Source organism: Acinetobacter sp. ANC_7553, from assembly GCF_056779895.1.
The window spans coordinates 68,811-86,288 of sequence record NZ_JBWYIV010000006.1 but is presented as its reverse complement, the minus strand read 5'-3'; the positions used below and the strand labels follow the sequence as shown (position 1 = coordinate 86,288).

The 17,478-nt window shown below is 39.4% G+C and carries 12 protein-coding genes; 8 read left to right on the top strand and 4 right to left on the bottom strand.

Annotation, left to right across the window (positions count from 1 at the left end):
• Positions 1-44 precede the first annotated feature (44 nt).
• Together AC1M9I_RS06405 and AC1M9I_RS06400 are read right to left on the bottom strand one after the other, a co-directional pair.
• The gene (locus AC1M9I_RS06405; RefSeq protein WP_481590365.1) at positions 45-2,111 is read right to left on the bottom strand and encodes a putative bifunctional diguanylate cyclase/phosphodiesterase; all 2,067 of its coding nucleotides are present in this window, start codon (positions 2,109-2,111) and stop codon (positions 45-47) included.
• Positions 2,112-2,325: 214 nt separating this feature from the next.
• A complete protein-coding gene (locus AC1M9I_RS06400) occupies positions 2,326-4,509 on the bottom strand; it encodes a carboxy terminal-processing peptidase (RefSeq protein ID WP_035265294.1) in 2,184 nt (727 codons plus the stop codon).
• A 196-nt stretch (positions 4,510-4,705) separates the two neighbouring features.
• Between AC1M9I_RS06400 and nagZ the strand changes: the two genes are divergently transcribed.
• Positions 4,706-5,725, top strand: a complete 1,020-nt coding sequence (gene nagZ, locus AC1M9I_RS06395; RefSeq protein ID WP_481593310.1) for a beta-N-acetylhexosaminidase — start codon at positions 4,706-4,708, stop codon at positions 5,723-5,725.
• A 70-nt stretch (positions 5,726-5,795) separates the two neighbouring features.
• Complete coding sequence (locus tag AC1M9I_RS06390) at positions 5,796-6,641, top strand: class I SAM-dependent methyltransferase (RefSeq protein ID WP_035265290.1); 846 nt, start codon at positions 5,796-5,798, stop codon at positions 6,639-6,641.
• Between the two features lie 63 nt (positions 6,642-6,704).
• On the opposite strand, the gene AC1M9I_RS06385 is transcribed toward AC1M9I_RS06390, so the two are convergent.
• A complete protein-coding gene (locus AC1M9I_RS06385; RefSeq protein ID WP_481594952.1) occupies positions 6,705-8,027 on the bottom strand; it encodes an alpha/beta fold hydrolase in 1,323 nt (440 codons plus the stop codon).
• A 287-nt stretch (positions 8,028-8,314) separates the two neighbouring features.
• Here AC1M9I_RS06385 and AC1M9I_RS06380 point away from each other — a divergent pair, with 287 nt between their 5' ends.
• The 6 genes from AC1M9I_RS06380 (at position 8,315) to AC1M9I_RS06355 (ending at position 16,561) form a co-directional block, all read left to right on the top strand.
• Positions 8,315-9,580, top strand: coding sequence for a glutamate-5-semialdehyde dehydrogenase (locus AC1M9I_RS06380; protein WP_481610835.1), 1,266 nt, complete (start codon positions 8,315-8,317; stop codon positions 9,578-9,580).
• Positions 9,581-9,964: 384 nt separating this feature from the next.
• A complete protein-coding gene (locus AC1M9I_RS06375) occupies positions 9,965-11,188 on the top strand; it encodes an acetate/propionate family kinase (RefSeq protein WP_481591557.1) in 1,224 nt (407 codons plus the stop codon).
• Between the two features lie 64 nt (positions 11,189-11,252).
• A complete protein-coding gene (pta, locus tag AC1M9I_RS06370) occupies positions 11,253-13,397 on the top strand; it encodes a phosphate acetyltransferase (protein ID WP_481593309.1) in 2,145 nt (714 codons plus the stop codon).
• Between the two features lie 361 nt (positions 13,398-13,758).
• On the top strand, positions 13,759-14,100 hold the full coding sequence (locus AC1M9I_RS06365; RefSeq protein WP_481593308.1) for a hypothetical protein: 342 nt from the start codon (positions 13,759-13,761) through the stop codon (positions 14,098-14,100).
• A gap of 320 nt (positions 14,101-14,420) precedes the next feature.
• Positions 14,421-15,947, top strand: a complete 1,527-nt coding sequence (locus AC1M9I_RS06360) for a fumarate hydratase (protein ID WP_035265279.1) — start codon at positions 14,421-14,423, stop codon at positions 15,945-15,947.
• Between the two features lie 71 nt (positions 15,948-16,018).
• Positions 16,019-16,561, top strand: a complete 543-nt coding sequence (locus tag AC1M9I_RS06355; protein WP_035265277.1) for a DUF2059 domain-containing protein — start codon at positions 16,019-16,021, stop codon at positions 16,559-16,561.
• A 27-nt stretch (positions 16,562-16,588) separates the two neighbouring features.
• On the opposite strand, the gene AC1M9I_RS06350 is transcribed toward AC1M9I_RS06355, so the two are convergent.
• Positions 16,589-17,341, bottom strand: a complete 753-nt coding sequence (locus AC1M9I_RS06350) for a DUF2846 domain-containing protein (protein ID WP_481593307.1) — start codon at positions 17,339-17,341, stop codon at positions 16,589-16,591.
• Positions 17,342-17,478 lie beyond the last annotated feature (137 nt).

Genomic DNA, 17,478 nt, shown 5'->3' with positions numbered 1-17,478 from the left:
TCAATACCGAATGTGAATGTGATGAATCAGAAACTGACCAGAAGTTAATAGTTCTTAAATGTGCTTTCTAAACGATCCACAGGTAATGGCATACCCAATAAATAGCCTTGTAATTGCTGACAACCTAAACGTTTTAAGATATCGGCTTGTTTTTGAGTTTCAACGCCTTCAGCTGTCACCACCAAACCTAAACGTTTAGCCAATACAATAATACTTTCTAAGATAATTTCATCTTTAGTATTGGGTGAAAGATTTCGAATAAATTCACGGTCAATTTTAAGTTCATCTACCGGGAGATTCTTTAAATATAAGAAGCTTGAATGACCAGTTCCAAAATCATCAATCGCAAGCCCAATCCCCAAATTACGTAGGCTCTCAAAAGTACGAATACTGACATCGATATGATGCATTGCTGTCGATTCAGTAATCTCAATAATTAAATGGGCTGGATCGATCTGGTATTGCGTGATTAAACATCTTAATGTATCTACCAGCGCTTTATGTTCAAATTGTACAGCTGATAAATTTACAGCGATCGGACAGAAAGGCAATTTCTTTTTTTGCCAAGCTTGAATCTGTATACACGCTTGTTCAAGAGCCCAGTAGCCCATTTTAATAATAAGACCTGTTTGCTCCGCACCCTCAATAAACATATTTGGTGCTAGAAGTCCTAGACTTGGATGCTTCCAACGAATTAAAGCTTCAACGCCACAAATTTTAAAATCTGCTGTGAATTTCGGCTGATAAAATAAAATGAATTGTTGTTCTTCAACAGCACGATACAAATCATTAATTAGTTTTGATTGGCTACGTGCGATTTCTTGTTGATCTAATGAATAGTTAAACACACTGTAAGTATTGCGACCTTGCTCTTTGGACATCAGCATTGCAGCATCAGCATTCACCAACAAATCATGTAAATCAGCACCATGATCTGGATAATAGACCACACCTAAACTTGCTGAGATATTGATTTCCTTCCCCGAAATCACAAAGCCTTCTTGGATTTTACTCAATACTAGATTGGCAACTTGATCAATTTGGTCTGTAGAAAAATCTTCAACAACCAATAAAAACTCATCACCACCAATACGAATTAATTTTTGGTTTTTTTCGAGTAATGCATGAAGTCGATGTGCTAAATTCACTAAAAGCTGATCACCAATATGATGTCCAAAAGCATCATTTACTGCCTTGAAACGATCCAAATCAATATAAATGAATGCAACTTTATGATCTTTAGATTGGTGAAGTGAAAATAATGAAGTGGTGTAATCAAGCAAAAAAAGTCGATTTGGAAGTTTGGTCAAATTATCTTGAAGGGCAAGGCTTTCCAATTCCTTATTCATTTTGATTAGTTGTTGATTTCTCTCTTCAAGTCGTAATTCTAAAATAGCGACAAAAAAACTGACCACTAAAACCAAGCAGGTGACAAATATAATGACAAAAAGTAATAAACCTTGACCTTCATGGAGTTGATTCAATGCTGCATATTTGGCATCCACGGGTTGAAAAGTCGCAGCCGCCATACCAATATAGTGCATTCCCACAATACTAAAAGCGATCATGAATGCCACGGCAAGCTTGAATGCCAATTTATTGTGATAGGTACGCTTATATTTAAACATCAGCCAGAATGACAACCCTGAACCACATACAGCAATCAGCACAGAAAAAATCACCAAAATGGTGTCATAACGAATAATGTAGTTGGGAACGATCAATCCCGCCATTCCAGTATAGTGCATACCTGAAATACCGAAACCCATCAGAAGTGCACCCAAAACTAATCTAGCTAAAGGAAGTGTAGATCTAGTCGTGAGCCATATGGCAAAAATTGAAGCGAGAGCTGCGATCACATAAGAAAATAGCGTCAAACCTACATCGAAACTATGATCTTCGGGCAAATGACAAGCCAGCATTCCAACAAAATGCATGACCCAAATCGCAAGACCAAATATCATGCCACTTACACCGAGCAGCACTTTTTGACCAACTGGGTTTTTGTGGGTACTAATGAGTTGTTCAAATGAAATAGCAATAAAGCAGACGATCACTGCCGCCACAGCAGAACCCGCCACCATTGCATAATCGTAACTCATATGAATCATATAGAGACTTATCCGTACCTGAACCTGTTTTTATTTTATTTAAACCCCAAAAGTACAGCAAATAAATGTAAGAAGGTTCAACTTTTTAATGAGCATTTGTCGCCTACAACAATATCACCATCTCATTGAACGTCAAGTTGTTTTTCGGCGAGATCCATAAAAAATGGCGTATCGAAATACGCCATTTTTAAGTAAAACTTAACAATAAATATTTTTATTTTTGCAAGGCAATGTAATCGAGCAAGATATGAGCTGATTCAGTGACAAATGCCTCTTCTTCAGGTAAAGGTGGGCGTTGATTAGTTTTCATCTTAGCACGCGATTCAGCCAAAGCTTCCATCGACGCCTGATAACTTTCCCAATTTGGATAAGCAGTTTTACCCATTGCTATACGGCGTTTGTTTTCTTCTGCCAACGTTTCTTTTTCCAAAGCGATGAGTTCAGCTTTACGTTGATCGATATCCAACACGATTTGTTTATTCTCTTTAGCTTTCTGCGAAATCGCTTTACGCGCTTCTAAATACTTAAATTGAATATCATTCGCAACACGCTGTTTTGAATGAGCAGCTAATTTTGGTACAAAGGCTTGCACTTCTCCCTCACGTTTGAAAGGAGCTGTAGGGATGGTATCCCACTCTAAAGCATTCTTAGCTTTACGCTCCCCAAACTCTTCATCGTAGATATCAACCAATTGAATATCAGGCACAACCCCTTTATTTTGTGTGCTTCCACCAGTAACACGGTAAAACTTTCGTTGCGTCAATGTCGCTTGACCATACGCTAAGCTGTCCAATTGAACTTGAGCTGTACCCTTACCTGTCGTAGTACTTCCAATCACAATCCCACGACCATAATCCTGCACAGCAGCTGAATAGATTTCACTTGCTGATGCAGAAGCCAGATTCACCATGACAGCCAATGGACCTGCGTAGGTTTGAGCGCCTCCATCACGATCTTCGAAGACACTGACGTTACCATTCCCATCCCGAATTTGAACCACTGGACCAGATTTAATCACTTGCCCAATCATTTTTGCCACTTCTTCGAGTGAACCGCCAGGGTTATTACGAAGATCAACGATAATGCCATCGACATTTTGCGCAGCTAAACTTTTCAATGCATTATTGGTATCTTCAGATACTGAACGATAGCTTTCACCAGCACGACGGGCACGGTAGTTGTAATAGAACGATGGAATTTCGACTACTCCAACTTTATGTTTCTTGCCATCACGTACAATTTCAACTGTTCTTGAACGTACACCCGCATCCTCTTCTTGAATCACATCACGTACGATAGTTACGGTACGTGCCTGACTCATAGATGCTCCAGGTCCGAGCAATTTAATGGTGACTTTAGTCCCACGCTTACCTCGGATCAATCCAACGATTTCAGAACTGGTCCATCCAATGACGTCGACCATTTTGTCACCGTCTTGCGCGACACCAATAATACGATCACCAGACTTGACCTGCCCCGTCTTAAACGCAGGACCACCATCTACGATCGTCTCGATACGCGTATAGTCTTCATTCCCGCGTTCTGGACGGATCGACACACCAATCCCCTCAAGCTGCAATGTGGTCTGACGATTTAACTCAATCGCATCGATTGGTGGGAAATAATTACTGTGCGGGTCATAAGTCGCTAACATAGCATTGAGCGTTTTTTCTAAAACGTCATCGCTTTTTGTACGCTTCATACGTTCTAATTGACGCATATAGCGCTTGGTCAAAGTCTGAACTGGCGTTAAATCTTCAGCTGAAGTGAGATCTTGCCCTGCTGCTAAAGAAGGATCATCTTTCAGCGCTTTTTGCTTAGCCAAATCTTCTTCTTTAGCAATCGTTAAATTGATTAACTGAGACACCAGCATTTTGCGCCATTGATTTTCTTGCTCAGCTTTATTTTTGAAAAATGGAGCCTTTTCACGATCAGACTCGATAAACACATTAGGTTGATTTAGGTTTTGCGGTTTTTTTAACTCCGCCAACATAAACTCATAGAATGACTTTAAACGATCACGATATTGAGCGTGAATGGCATAAGGTCCTTCAAGGTTACCCGCTTTGAGCGCGGCTCCAAAAGTTGGTCCGTATTTTTTCTTATAGTTTGCCACTTCATCTGCCAAGAAAAGGCTATGGTCAGGATCAAGACTATCAATATACATATCAAAAATACGTTGTGAGGTCGTAGCATCTAAACGCATATTTAAATAGTGCTGACGATCCACCAAAGTTGCTAATTGTCTTGAAACTAAAGCTTGTTCTTGTGTGGGCTTTATATTCTGAACCTGTTGAACCGCTGGTTCATTCGCTGCGATCGCAACATTAATTGTATGACCAAAAAATAAACCACCAGTGGCAATGGCTACCGCGCAAGCGATTGTTTGAAGTTTCATAACGAATTTGTCTTTCCTTGGATAAACCAAATTTACACTATTGTTTTCAGATAGAAATATTAATATTCAAAACCTTAAACAACTTTTTTATTTCTGCCGTATAGTTTTATCATAATCTGTACGGAGAAAATGTAGCAAATCATTGCAAAATTCGGGTATTGTTTTCTCTTTTAAAATTAGAATCACGGATTCCACTATGATTGGCGCATTGATGCTTGATATTGAGGGCACAACACTTAATCAAGAAGATATTCAACTCCTACAATCTCCACAAGTTGGTGGAGTCATTTTGTTTGGAAGAAATATTGAATCACCTCAACAAGTTCGCGCCTTAACGGATCATATGCGCCAAGTTCGTCCCGATATTTTAATTGCAGTCGATCAAGAAGGCGGACGCGTACAACGTTTAAAACAAGGCTTCACTCTCCTTCCTGCCATGGGACGTTTCGGTGAGCTCTATTTAAGTCAGCCAGAACGATCAATTGAATTGGCTGAACAATGCGGTTGGCTCATGGCTACCGAAGTTCTTGCAGTCGGGATCGATTTCAGCTTTGCACCTGTATTAGACCTTAACGACATCAGCGATGTTATTGGTGACCGTGCTTTTGCTAAAAATATCTCAGATATCATCCCTTTAGCCCAAGCCTTTATGCAAGGTATGAAACGCGCTGGTATGGCAACCACGGGGAAACACTTCCCTGGCCATGGCTCGGTTAAAGCAGATTCACATATTGCGGCAGCTGTGGATACACGAAGTTATGCTGAAATTGAAGCTCAAGATATGCAAAGCTTTATTCAACTCCAACCTCAACTTGACGCACTCATGCCAGCACATGTGATTTATGAAAAAGTAGATCCAAATCCTGCTGGTTTTTCTCAGTATTGGGTTCAAAAAGTACTTCGTGAAACACTTCAGTTTGACGGTGTCCTGTTTTCTGATGACTTAAGTATGCAAGCAGCTTGTGTTGCAGGTGGTGCAGATGCTCGCATCAAAGCCGCGCTTGAAGCTGGCTGTGATATGGGCTTAGTCTGCAATAATCGGGAATCTGCATGTGTCGCGCTCAGTGCCATAGAGAATTATCCATTGCCGAACCAAGAACGCTTAGAGCGTATGCGCGGTAAGATTCAAGAGATTCGCATTGGTGAACAACTTGACTTAGGCAACGAATGGAAATCTGTCAAAAAGGTCATTGAAGATTTTAGACAATCATTTTAATAATACAGGGAGCATTCTAATGCTCCCTTTATCTTGACCAATCCAATAATAATCATAGCCAAGGATGTGTATGTCTCAATCAAAACAATCAAAGCACCGTCATATTTCGTTTACTGCTCACTACACTGGCTATATTTGGTACCAAATGGGTATCTCTCACGAAGCATTTGCGACTTCGAAAGGTAAAGCGTTGGTGCAATTCGCTCACCCTTTTGAAAGTATGGCTGAGAAGTTTATCGGTGGAAGTATGCGTTCAACCCTGAAGACACGACATACATTATTAGACGATCACTTAAAATTATTAATCAAACAATATCCAAACCTGCAAATTTTAGAAATTGCAGCGGGACTTTCACCTCGTGGTTGGTGGTTTAGATCCCATTATCCCGAAATAGATTATCGCGAATTAGATTTACCAGACATGGCTACCACAAAACAATCCGCTTTGAATAAAATCGATCCCGAAAGCCCTAAAGTTTTATCAGCAGACTTATTCACGGATGATTTCAAAACAGCTTTTGACGAATTCGACCCAACACGACCGCTAGTGATTATCAGTGAAGGATTAATCAATTATTTTAATCAAGATTTACTCAAACAATTGCTGAATTCGATTGTGCGTTTTGGTCAACCATTCCAAACGCTTCATTATTTAACTGACCTTTATCCCGAGCCTGTGCAACATAAACTGGCTAACTTAATTTGGTCGAGCAGCAAATTACTCAAATACGCTTCAAGAAGTGCATTTACCTTCCACTTTAAAGACCCTTTAGAGGTACAGCACTTTTTTAAACTGTCAGGTTTTACTGAAGTTGAAGTCATTCAACCTCAACTGTATTTTGAAAAAAAGAATCAAAATATGGATACAGATCAGCATCTTGGTGATCTAGTATGGATGATTCATGCAATAAAATAATGATTCGTTTATCTAAATATTAAGAAGAGTCTATTTTCTGATTCAATTGAATTCAATGACAGCCTAATCCACGCTGTCATTGTGTTTATGGGTATCTATAAATTGAAGTAAGCGATCAGCTACTTCAAAATAACCATGCTTGAATAATGCTCTTACTTCATTTCCAATAAAATCGAACAATAAACATTCGACAGCAAAATGTCCTTGCTCATCCTCAAATTCAATTGCAAAACTTCGAGCATTTGCCTGTAAGACTTCAACTTGAGATGGGTCATCCAAAAAGAATGATACACCAAAGTAATTCAGGTCTTTAATTTCAACTTCAAAACGTTGTGCATTTGTTTGATGAATTAAAACAGAATGCGCATTTTTAAGGGCAAATCGAACTTCCCCCCTTCGATCCAAAGATTGCATTTGGTCTTTATCTAAATAAATGATCCCATCTAGATTGTGAATCGATTCGCCTTTTAAGAAACTGGTAAAAAGATTCATGGTTTCTTTTCGGCGTTGCAGTTGAGGCACATGATCCGCATTTGCAATCATTGCAAACTCAACATCAGGACATTGCAAGGCAAAATTCGCATTCTCAAATGGCAAAGTAAAACTATCGAATTGACCACATGCGACCAATGTTTTACACATCGGTATTGGAACATGGGAAAGACGCAATAAACGATTACAGTTGATTTCATATCGCTCACGCTCAGCGATATCAAACTCAGACATCTGCTTATAAAAAAGTCGTTTAGCTGTTGGAGACATACGCGTTTGATCTAATTTTGCATGATTCACCAAGTACAAAATGACAGCCTGACCAAACTCATCCATACGTTGCTCTTGCATCAATATTAATGACTCTTCAAGCAACATACGCCAGCTTTTCCGCGTCTTCTGCATGACGCCCATCAGAATCAATTGATCTACCAGTTCTGGGCGATAATGAGCAAAACAGGAAGCAACCACAGAGCCTAATGACATCCCCATGACAGAGACTTTCTTAATCTCCACCAAATCCAACCATTGACCTAACATTTTTGAAAGCTCTGGTAGCTCTAGAGTACCAGCAGAAATTCCAGTATCACGATTGTGGATTTGTTGATTTGAACCTAAAGATGGTAAGTCGATTAAAATAACAGGTCCTTTCTCGAAGAGCTGTTCAACGCAATATTTATATGAATTAAAATTTTGAAATGCGCCTCCGACAATCAGCGTTGGCGTCTGGTACAGTGTTTCTGGCGATGCGATCGCCATATATTCAATTTTCCAGCCATCAATCCATGTGGTTCGTGGCGGCTCTTTAAAACTATTTTTATGGTACAGATCAAAAAAATGAGTGCTGTCTTCAGCTGAATAATCTTCAAGCTCCATTTTTATCATGGAATTCATTCCCTTATCTCCATTTGGCTTTATTGTTTTGTTTTCACAGCCGTTAATTTGATCATACTCTCAATTCGTTATGATTATGCAACATAATTAACATTCATTTCATTTTATACAGATGCATGAAATCTGCGCAATGCAAGAATTCACCTTTTATCTTTTTTAACTGCCGTTAGGTTCTAAAAATAGTTACAAGTTTTATCAACTTAGCTTTTTTCGCTGATAAACATAGATTGTTGTCATCTGCGCTGCTACTATTTGAATGAGATTTTAAAATGATCAGTTAAACTGCTATGCAAGACTCCATCGAACAGTACATGCAAGTCGTCGGTCAGAATGCGCGTGAAGCTTCACGCTTTTTGGCTGGCTCTTCGACTTTTGAACGAAATAATGCTTTGACGGCAATCCATATCGCTTTGGAAGACCATCAAGCTCAAATTCTAGCTGCGAATAAACTAGACATGACTCGTGGTCATGAAAACAATTTAGACAGCGCATTACTCGATCGTTTGGAACTTACACCCACACGCTTCAGTGGAATGTTACAAGGTCTTAAAGATGTCATCAGTTTAATTGATCCCATTGGTGAAATTACTGACCTAGCTTATCGCCCGTCTGGTATTCAGCTTGGAAAAATGCGAGTGCCTTTAGGTGTCGTAGGTATGATTTATGAATCACGTCCTAACGTCACTCTAGAAGCAGCCTCTTTAGCGATTAAGTCTGGCAATGCCATCATTCTTCGCGGTGGTTCAGAAGCATTAGAGTCAAACAAAGCCGTTGCTACCGCAATTCAAAAAGGTTTAGAGCAAGCTGGTGTACCAGTTAACGCAGTCCAAGTTGTCAATACAGCAGATCGTGCTGCAGTTGGGCAATTGATTACCCTCTCTGAGTATGTTGACGTTATTGTTCCACGTGGTGGCAAAGGCTTAATTGAACGTATTACACGTGAAGCGACTATTCCTGTAATCAAACACCTTGATGGTAACTGTCACGTCTTCGTTGAGGCCCAAGCAGATCTACAAAAAGCATTGCCAATTGCGTTAAATGCAAAAACTCATCGCTATGGCGTATGTAATGCCATGGAAACGCTGCTGGTTGATGAAAAAGTTGCTGATGACTTTCTGCCTCGCATTGCTGAACTTTATGCTGAAAAACAAGTTGAGTTGCGTGGTTGCTTGAAAGTCAAAGCAATTTTAGGTGAACAGATTAAAACTGCGACCGAAGAAGACTGGTATGAGGAATATCTAGGACCTATTTTAGCGGTTAAAGTAGTCAGTGGCGTTGAAGAAGCAATTTTGCATATCAATAAATACGGATCGCATCACACTGATTCGATTATTACTGAAAACTTTAGCACGGCCCGAAAATTCCTTACTCGCGTCGATTCAAGTTCGGTCATGGTTAATGCCTCTACTCGTTTTGCTGATGGTTTTGAATATGGTTTAGGTGCTGAAATCGGCATTTCAACAGATAAAATTCATGCCAGAGGTCCAGTCGGATTAGAAGGACTCACCTCACAAAAATGGATTGTTTTAGGCGATGGCCAAATCCGTCAATAAATCTAACTTAAAAAAACAAAGCCCTTTGAGTAAAGGGCTTTGTTTTTGAGTGATTCAACTCTTCATAACGAAATAAAAAACGTATAAATTAAATCAATTACAAACCAGAAGTGGTATATAAAAAATACAATACATGCTATGTTTTACGCATACAATTTAATTAAAACATAACCATCATTTATTTAATAAATGAATAAAGAAAGACTATAAATTTTAATTATTATCGCCTTAGTGGTCGATAGTGCTTAAGTCTAATCACCTAAAGTCTATCTAGGACAATAAAAAAACGCATGATACAAATGCTTCACGATCAAGAAATAACATTTTTTGTTCATTTGGAAGAAAACAAACGAAATATTAAAATTGCCAGTAAAGGAACACACCATGCCCCATTCAGTTCTTATCATCAATTGCGGTTCTTCTTCGATCAAGTTTGCATTATTACTTAAAGATCAAGATTTCCGAATTCATGGTCTTGCTGAAAACTTAGGTACGCCAGAAGCGCGCATCAAAGGCGTGACTATAGGCAACGAACCAGTTGATATTCGTATTCCAAATGCAGACCACAAAGAAGCTCTTGAAGTTGGATTATCTCGCTTAGCGAATCACAAGCCTGATGCCATTGGTCATCGTATTGTACATGGTGGTTCTTTAACTCAAGCAGAGTTAATCACCGATGAAATTATTGAAAAAATCCGTGAAGCAACACCTTTAGCTCCATTACATAATCCTGCACATCTCGTTGGGATCGAAGCGACTAAACGTTTGTTCCCAGACTTACCGCAAGTTGCAGTGTTTGATACAGCGTTCCATCAAACAATGCCAGCGCATGCCTATCGTTATGCGGTACCAAAATTTTTATACACTGAACATAATGTTCGCCGCTATGGATTCCACGGCACAAGCCATGCCTATGTATCAGATCGTGGCTCTGAGCTTGCTGGTAGTTTCCGTGAAGGTGGTTGGCTCACCGCTCATTTAGGCAATGGTAGTTCTACTTGTGCAATTTGGAATGGTAAAAGTGTTGATACCTCTATGGGATTAACGCCACTCGAAGGTTTAGTGATGGGTACCCGTAGTGGTGATGTAGATCCAAGTTTACATAATTTTTTAGCCAAAAACCTAGGATGGGACATTTACAAAATTGACAGAATGCTCAATAGCCAATCTGGTTTATTAGGACTTTCAAACCTGTCAAACGATATGCGAACACTTATCGAAGCTTCAGAAGAAGGCAATGAAGATGCTGCACTTGCTATTGAAGTATTCTGCTATCGTCTTGCTAAATCATTAGCAGCACTCAGCTGTGGTTTACCTCGTCTTGATGGCTTATTCTTCACAGGTGGTATTGGTGAAAACTCAGCATTTATTCGTGAAAAAACATTATCTTATTTGCCACATTTTGGTTTTAACTTTAGCAAAGAAAAAAATAATCAATTAGCTCGCGGTACTGAAGGTCGTATTGATAATGGTACTGGTCCGCAAATTTGGGTCATTCCTACAGATGAAGAAGGACGTATTGCACAAGAAACAGAACATGTGGTGAATCAAATCGGAGATGTGAATTCATCTGAAAAAAAGTCTGAACTTGAAACCGCGACTGCTTAAGTAGTCGCCCGCTCAGACATATTTACATATTTCTTTTTTATTTTTAGATATAGATTTTGATGATATGAAAACAATTGTACTTGTTCCAACTGGTGAAGGTGTAGGTCTGACATCAGCGTGTTTAGGCTTAATTTATGCACTTGAGTGTCAAGGTGTAAAAGCTGGTTTTGTGAAGCCATTTTCACAAGAAGTACATGCTGAAAATTTCGATCGCACCACAGCGTTATTCCGCCATGTTTCTCAGAACGAAACAGTTGAACCAATCTCATATCAAAATGTAGTTCAGCAATTAAATGCTGGTGAAAGTGATGAGTTATTAGAAGAAGCTGTTCGTCTACATCGTCAAATTGCTAAAAAACATGATCTTATTATTGTGGAAGGGTTAGTTCCAAACAGTCGTGATAGTTTTGCATCTGAACTGAATGCTCAACTTGCTCAAGCACTAGATGCGAAAGTCATCATTGTGAGCAATGCTGATATCAAACAACCAGCCTATACAGCAGAAAAAGTAGAAACCCAATTACGTAATTTTGGTGGAGCAAACAGCAACCGAACAGCTGGTGTGCTTTTCATGCGAACCAAAGGTCTGTCCGAGGAGTCTGCACAGATTCCAGTGACCATTGATCCAAATCTTCGTCTGACACAAGAGACTCAACAATTTGTTGGGGAAATTCAAAAAACACATCCACTGATTGGTTCCGAACAACTTCCTGTTATTGCATTAGTACCATTTAGTAATACTTTAAGTGTGCCGCGAATGTCTGATATCGCGCAACATATTCAAGCAGAATGGATTAACTTAGGTGAGGCTGCACAACGACGTGTTCTGCATAGTAGCTTGATCGCTTCAAATATCGAGCGCGAACTGCACAAATTCACGGCAGGTGAACTGATTATTAGCGCATCAGATCGTATTGATGTCTTACTTGCAAGTAGTTTAGCAAGCAGCAATGGTATTCCTCTTGCAGGTTTAGTACTGACTGAACATTATGCGCCTAATCAACAAGTACTGGCTTTCTGCCAAGCTGCGATAAAACAGGGCTTACCTATTTTACACACACCACTGAGTACCTTTGAAACGGCAACCCAACTGGCTAATTTAAGCAATGAAATTCCTGTAGATGATACTGCTCGCGCTGAACAAGTCACTCGATTTGTATCTAGCCATATTGATGCGGATTGGGTAACGCAGTTGCTGAATGGCTCATACCAACCACGTCTTTCTCCATCTGCATTCCGTCATGAGTTGGTACAAAAATCAATTGCAGCGAAGAAAAGAATTGTTCTTCCTGAAGGTGATGAACCTCGTACGATTCAAGCAGCCGCGATCTGCCAATCACGTGGTATTGCTCACTGTATCTTACTGGCAAAACCAGAAGCAGTTTTAGATGTAGCCAAAGCTCGAGGGATTGAATTACCTGATGATTTAGAAATCATTGATCCAGACCTCATCCGCGACAACTATATTGCGCCAATGGTAGAGTTGCGTAAAGGCAAGTTAAATGCACTGCAAGCGAAAGAACAGTTACAAGATACAGTGGTTCTTGGAACGATGATGTTAGCACTAGATCAAGTGGATGGATTAGTTTCAGGTGCAGTTCATACCACAGCCAATACAGTTCGCCCTGCATTTCAGTTGATTAAAACGGCACCTGATTACTCTTTAGTTTCGTCTGTTTTCTTTATGTTATTACCAGATGAAGTGTATGTTTATGGTGACTGTGCAATCAATCCAGATCCTAATGCAGAGCAACTTGCTGAAATCGCGATTCAATCTGCCGATTCAGCCAAAGCGTTTGGTATTGATCCACGTATTGCCATGATTTCATATTCAACCGGTACATCTGGCACAGGTGCTGATGTTGAAAAAGTTGCTGAAGCAACACGCATCGCAAAAGAACGTCGTCCAGATTTATTGATCGATGGCCCCCTTCAATATGATGCTGCATCTGTCGAAAGTGTGGGACGTTCTAAGGCTCCTGACTCTCAAGTGGCTGGACGTGCCAATGTCTTTATTTTCCCAGATCTTAATACAGGTAATACCACTTATAAAGCTGTTCAGCGCTCTGCCAATGTGGTGAGTGTTGGACCAATGTTGCAAGGTTTGAATAAGCCAGTCAATGACTTATCTCGAGGAGCTTTGGTCGATGACATTGTATTCACCATTGCATTGACTGCCATTCAAGCAGATCAACAATTGGCATCTTAAGCTTCTAACAATTGATGTCTCCGCGTTACCTACCCTTTCGAAAGATGGGGTGGTTTTTTATTTTGAGACATCAATAAAATCAAATAGATTTGTTTTTTCTGTATATTAAAATGATAGTCATATGCCCTTAACATTGAAAAGTCATTCAGAAATATTTAAACAAATCTTTGAAATCGCAAATCAATTTAACAAAGATCAGGAAAACTATTTACTTGCTTATTCTTATTTTTTGAACTTTTTCAAAAGTAGCGAAACCCTAACTTTAGATGACATTGTGATCGGGATCAGCTTCACCTATTCATGGATGCCTACGATTTAAAAAAAAATTGATTTAACTTCAGCAGATGATCTAATCCTTATTTTGAATAAATTCAAACAGGGTCATCGCATCACAGTTGAAGAGCTTAAAATTCTCAAAAGTGCGTTCAATAATTCACTGGTGAGCGTATCTAAACTATTGCACTTTATTCACCCCGAACAATATGCAATTTGGGATAGCCGAGTATTCAGATTTTTAAGCGAGAGTAAGCCCCATCATCAAATTTTTAAACAACCAGAAACGTATTTAGCATATTTGACACTTCTTGATCAGTTGAAAAATGAGATGATGTTTGAAAAATTTTACTACTTAATGCAAAACAAAGTCGGGTATCAGATTTCTGAATATCGTGCTTTAGAACTTGCCTTCTTTAAAGGTGGATAAATGAAGAGGTAAATTAACTTGATAGGTCGATGATTTTTAGACACCTCTACACAAAAAAGCGAATATAAAGCTTACAACTCGATCTTATTGTAGAGCATAGATAGCAGCTACAGTAATACCCCCAAAATATCAACAGTGGAAGCAAATAGCCCAATCTGGAAAGTTCACTCCAGATATGATGAATATATCAAGCAAAACCTTTAGAACAGCCCACCTTTCTCGTAAACTTTCGGTCAAATCCTCAGCAAAACAGCCACAACTTAATCATTTTGTCTTATAATTTAGCCCGCTAGCTATCAGCCCGCTCAAGAGATATTTGTATGACAACTATTATCAAGCAAGACGACTTGATCACATCCGTTAAAGATGCGCTTCAGTTCATTTCTTACTATCATCCACAAGACTTCATCCAAGCAATGAGTCGTGCGTATGACCGTGAAGAAAACAAAGCTGCCAAAGATGCGATCGCACAAATCTTAATCAATTCACGTATGTGTGCCGAAGGTCACCGTCCGATCTGTCAAGATACTGGTATCGTCAACGTATTCGTTGAAGTGGGCATGGACGTTAAATTTGATTTAACAATGAGCTTAGACGACGCGATTAACGAAGGTGTTCGCCAAGGTTACTTAGAAAACTCTAACGTACTTCGTGCATCTGTACTTGCTGATCCTGCTTTTGGCCGTAAGAATACGAAAGACAACACCCCTGCTGTGATCTACCATAAACTTGTTCCAGGTAACAAAGTAGATATCACTGTTGCAGCAAAAGGCGGTGGTTCAGAAAATAAATCTAAACTTGCAATGTTAAACCCATCTGATTCAATCGTGGACTGGGTACTGAAAACTGTACCAACCATGGGTGCAGGCTGGTGTCCTCCTGGTATGCTCGGTATTGGTATCGGTGGTACAGCTGAAAAAGCCATGATGCTTGCTAAAGAAGCATTGATGGAAGAGATCAACATGGACGAGCTTCTTCGTCGTGGTCCACAAAATAAACTTGAAGAACTTCGTATCGAAATCTTCGAGAAAGTAAACGCGCTGGGTATTGGTGCACAAGGTCTTGGCGGTTTAACGACTGTTCTAGACATCAAAATTAAAGACTACCCTTGTCACGCTGCGGGTAAACCAGTCGGTATGATCCCGAACTGTGCTGCGACTCGTCACGCACACTTCACACTAGACGGTACAGGTGTTGCGAATATTATTGCACCTAAACTTGAAGACTATCCTGAAGTCACTTGGGACTCATCTTCTTCTAAACGTGTTGACTTAGATAACATCACACAAGAAGAAATGAACTCTTGGAAACCAGGTGATACGCTTCTTCTTAACGGTACAATCTATACAGGTCGTGACGCTGCGCACAAACGTATGGTTGATATGTTAAACAACGGTGAAGAGCTTCCTGTAGACCTTAAAGGTAAGTTCATTTACTACGTTGGTCCTGTTGATCCAGTGGGTGACGAAGTTGTAGGTCCTGCAGGTCCAACAACTGCAACACGTATGGATAAGTTCACACGTCAAGTTTTAGAAGCAACTGGTCTTTTCGGTATGATCGGTAAAGCGGACCGCGGTCCTGCTGCGATTGAAGCTATCAAAGACAATAAAGCAACTTACCTCATGGCTGTAGGCGGTGCTGCATATCTCGTATCTAAAGCAATTCGTGAAGCGGAAGTTGTCGCTTTTGAAGATTTAGGTATGGAAGCAATCTATAAGTTCGTGGTTAAAGATATGCCTGTATCTGTTGCAGTAGACGTTAACGGAACATCAGTTCACGCAACTGCACCAAAAATTTGGCAGGCTAAAATTGGTAAAATTCCAGTTGTAGATGCAGCTGCACAATAAATAATATTCGACTTGTCTCAAGTTCAAAAAGCACTCTATCATTAGGGTGCTTTTTTATACCGAGAATACTCATGAAAATTTTAAGAACATTATTTTTGAGCGGATGCATGATCTGCTCACCTGCGGTTATGGCAGCTCAAGCGACTGATCAACAAATCGAAAAACTCATACAAGTATTGAATTTAGATCAGCTCTTACAAAGTACACTTAAACAAATCCGACCTCAAATTGATCAACAGGCCTATAGCATTGTTCAAAATATTGTTAAGGCCGAAAAATTAACACCACAACAACAAGTTATTGCCAATGAGCTGGCTGATAAAATTCACCAAGAAAATATTAAGCAAACTTCTTGGGAAAAACTTAAACCGATCTATCTCAAAATTTATAAAGATGTCTATGATGCCCAAGAAGTTCAAGCCCAGATCGACTTTTATTCCTCTCCAACAGGTCAATCCATTTTAAATAAAGGTCCACTTGTTGCTCAAGAATCCATGAAAATCCTGAATCAACAACTTGCAGGCTCTTTACAATCTACAGAAAAGAATTTTGCTGAAGTCCAAAAGAAATTAGAACAACTACAAAAACAAAGTATTCATACTGACTCGAAATAAGCTAAAAACCATTCTGCTGAATCAGAGTTACCATGTGCGTGGATCATATATCTTAAAAGGTTCTGTTAAGCGCACATCATCACTGGCTTTATATTCTTTATTTTTAATTTTTTCTTTTGATTTTTGCAATGTTCCGTTCGGTTGAATAACGGCAACATAGTTAAGCCCAGGCGTTTTCAACTGAGTCATGCCAATTTCTCTTAATGCCTGTTTTGTTGGCATTTGCATCAATGGTCCAACTCTGAGGAGATCTTCACTACCATTTGGTCCACCTCGAAACTGTTCTTCTTCATATTTTAAGAAATACTGCTGCCCCGCTTTAACACTAAAACTTGCAACCAAAGGTTTTTGAAAATGCATCACAGTTAAAGGTCGACTAATACTAAGTTGATAATCCCCTTCAGCCAGCTCTATCCAATAATAATGATTGCTGATTAAACTCGGAATGCGCTTACCATTTAGAAAAAAACTCGGTGCAATAATTTCCTGACGATTCCACTTACTATCAGGACGGTACAGATACAACACTGCGGCTTGCTGATGTTGAGGTTTTACACGGCTGAAAAACTGTCCTGGTTTTTGATTTACCCATGAGCCCAGATCAAATCCTGCAACTTTATATTGATCTAGCTTCTGAGATATAAAAGTTTTTTTCTCACTAAAATCTACCGGTTTTAACGTTGAAACCACATGAGTTTGATTATTTTCGTTAAGCCCTTTATGTGTCTGACATGCCACAAGAAACAGACTCAAAGCACACACTGCTACGGTTGATCGCATGATTATCCCTCATCACGAATACTTTTTATTCTATGTCATATTTTTGTTATCGTTAGATTATCATCTCAATCCGAGATTAAAAACAAAAAACGCGCAAAAAGTGGGACTTTTTACGCGTTTCTGATGAATTACAATCA

Bases quoted from the DNA above. Each gene is read 5' to 3' on its own strand.
- AC1M9I_RS06405 (WP_481590365.1), bottom strand. From the start codon at position 2,111: ATGATTCATATGAGTTACGATTATGCAATGGTGGCGGGTTCTGCTGTG.
- AC1M9I_RS06400 (WP_035265294.1), bottom strand. From the start codon at position 4,509: ATGAAACTTCAAACAATCGCTTGCGCGGTAGCCATTGCCACTGGTGGT.
- nagZ (WP_481593310.1), top strand. From the start codon at position 4,706: ATGATTGGCGCATTGATGCTTGATATTGAGGGCACAACACTTAATCAA.
- AC1M9I_RS06390 (WP_035265290.1), top strand. From the start codon at position 5,796: ATGTCTCAATCAAAACAATCAAAGCACCGTCATATTTCGTTTACTGCT.
- AC1M9I_RS06385 (WP_481594952.1), bottom strand. From the start codon at position 8,027: ATGAATTCCATGATAAAAATGGAGCTTGAAGATTATTCAGCTGAAGAC.
- AC1M9I_RS06380 (WP_481610835.1), top strand. From the start codon at position 8,315: ATGCAAGACTCCATCGAACAGTACATGCAAGTCGTCGGTCAGAATGCG.
- AC1M9I_RS06375 (WP_481591557.1), top strand. From the start codon at position 9,965: ATGCCCCATTCAGTTCTTATCATCAATTGCGGTTCTTCTTCGATCAAG.
- pta (WP_481593309.1), top strand. From the start codon at position 11,253: ATGAAAACAATTGTACTTGTTCCAACTGGTGAAGGTGTAGGTCTGACA.
- AC1M9I_RS06360 (WP_035265279.1), top strand. From the start codon at position 14,421: ATGACAACTATTATCAAGCAAGACGACTTGATCACATCCGTTAAAGAT.
- AC1M9I_RS06355 (WP_035265277.1), top strand. From the start codon at position 16,019: ATGAAAATTTTAAGAACATTATTTTTGAGCGGATGCATGATCTGCTCA.
- AC1M9I_RS06350 (WP_481593307.1), bottom strand. From the start codon at position 17,341: ATGCGATCAACCGTAGCAGTGTGTGCTTTGAGTCTGTTTCTTGTGGCA.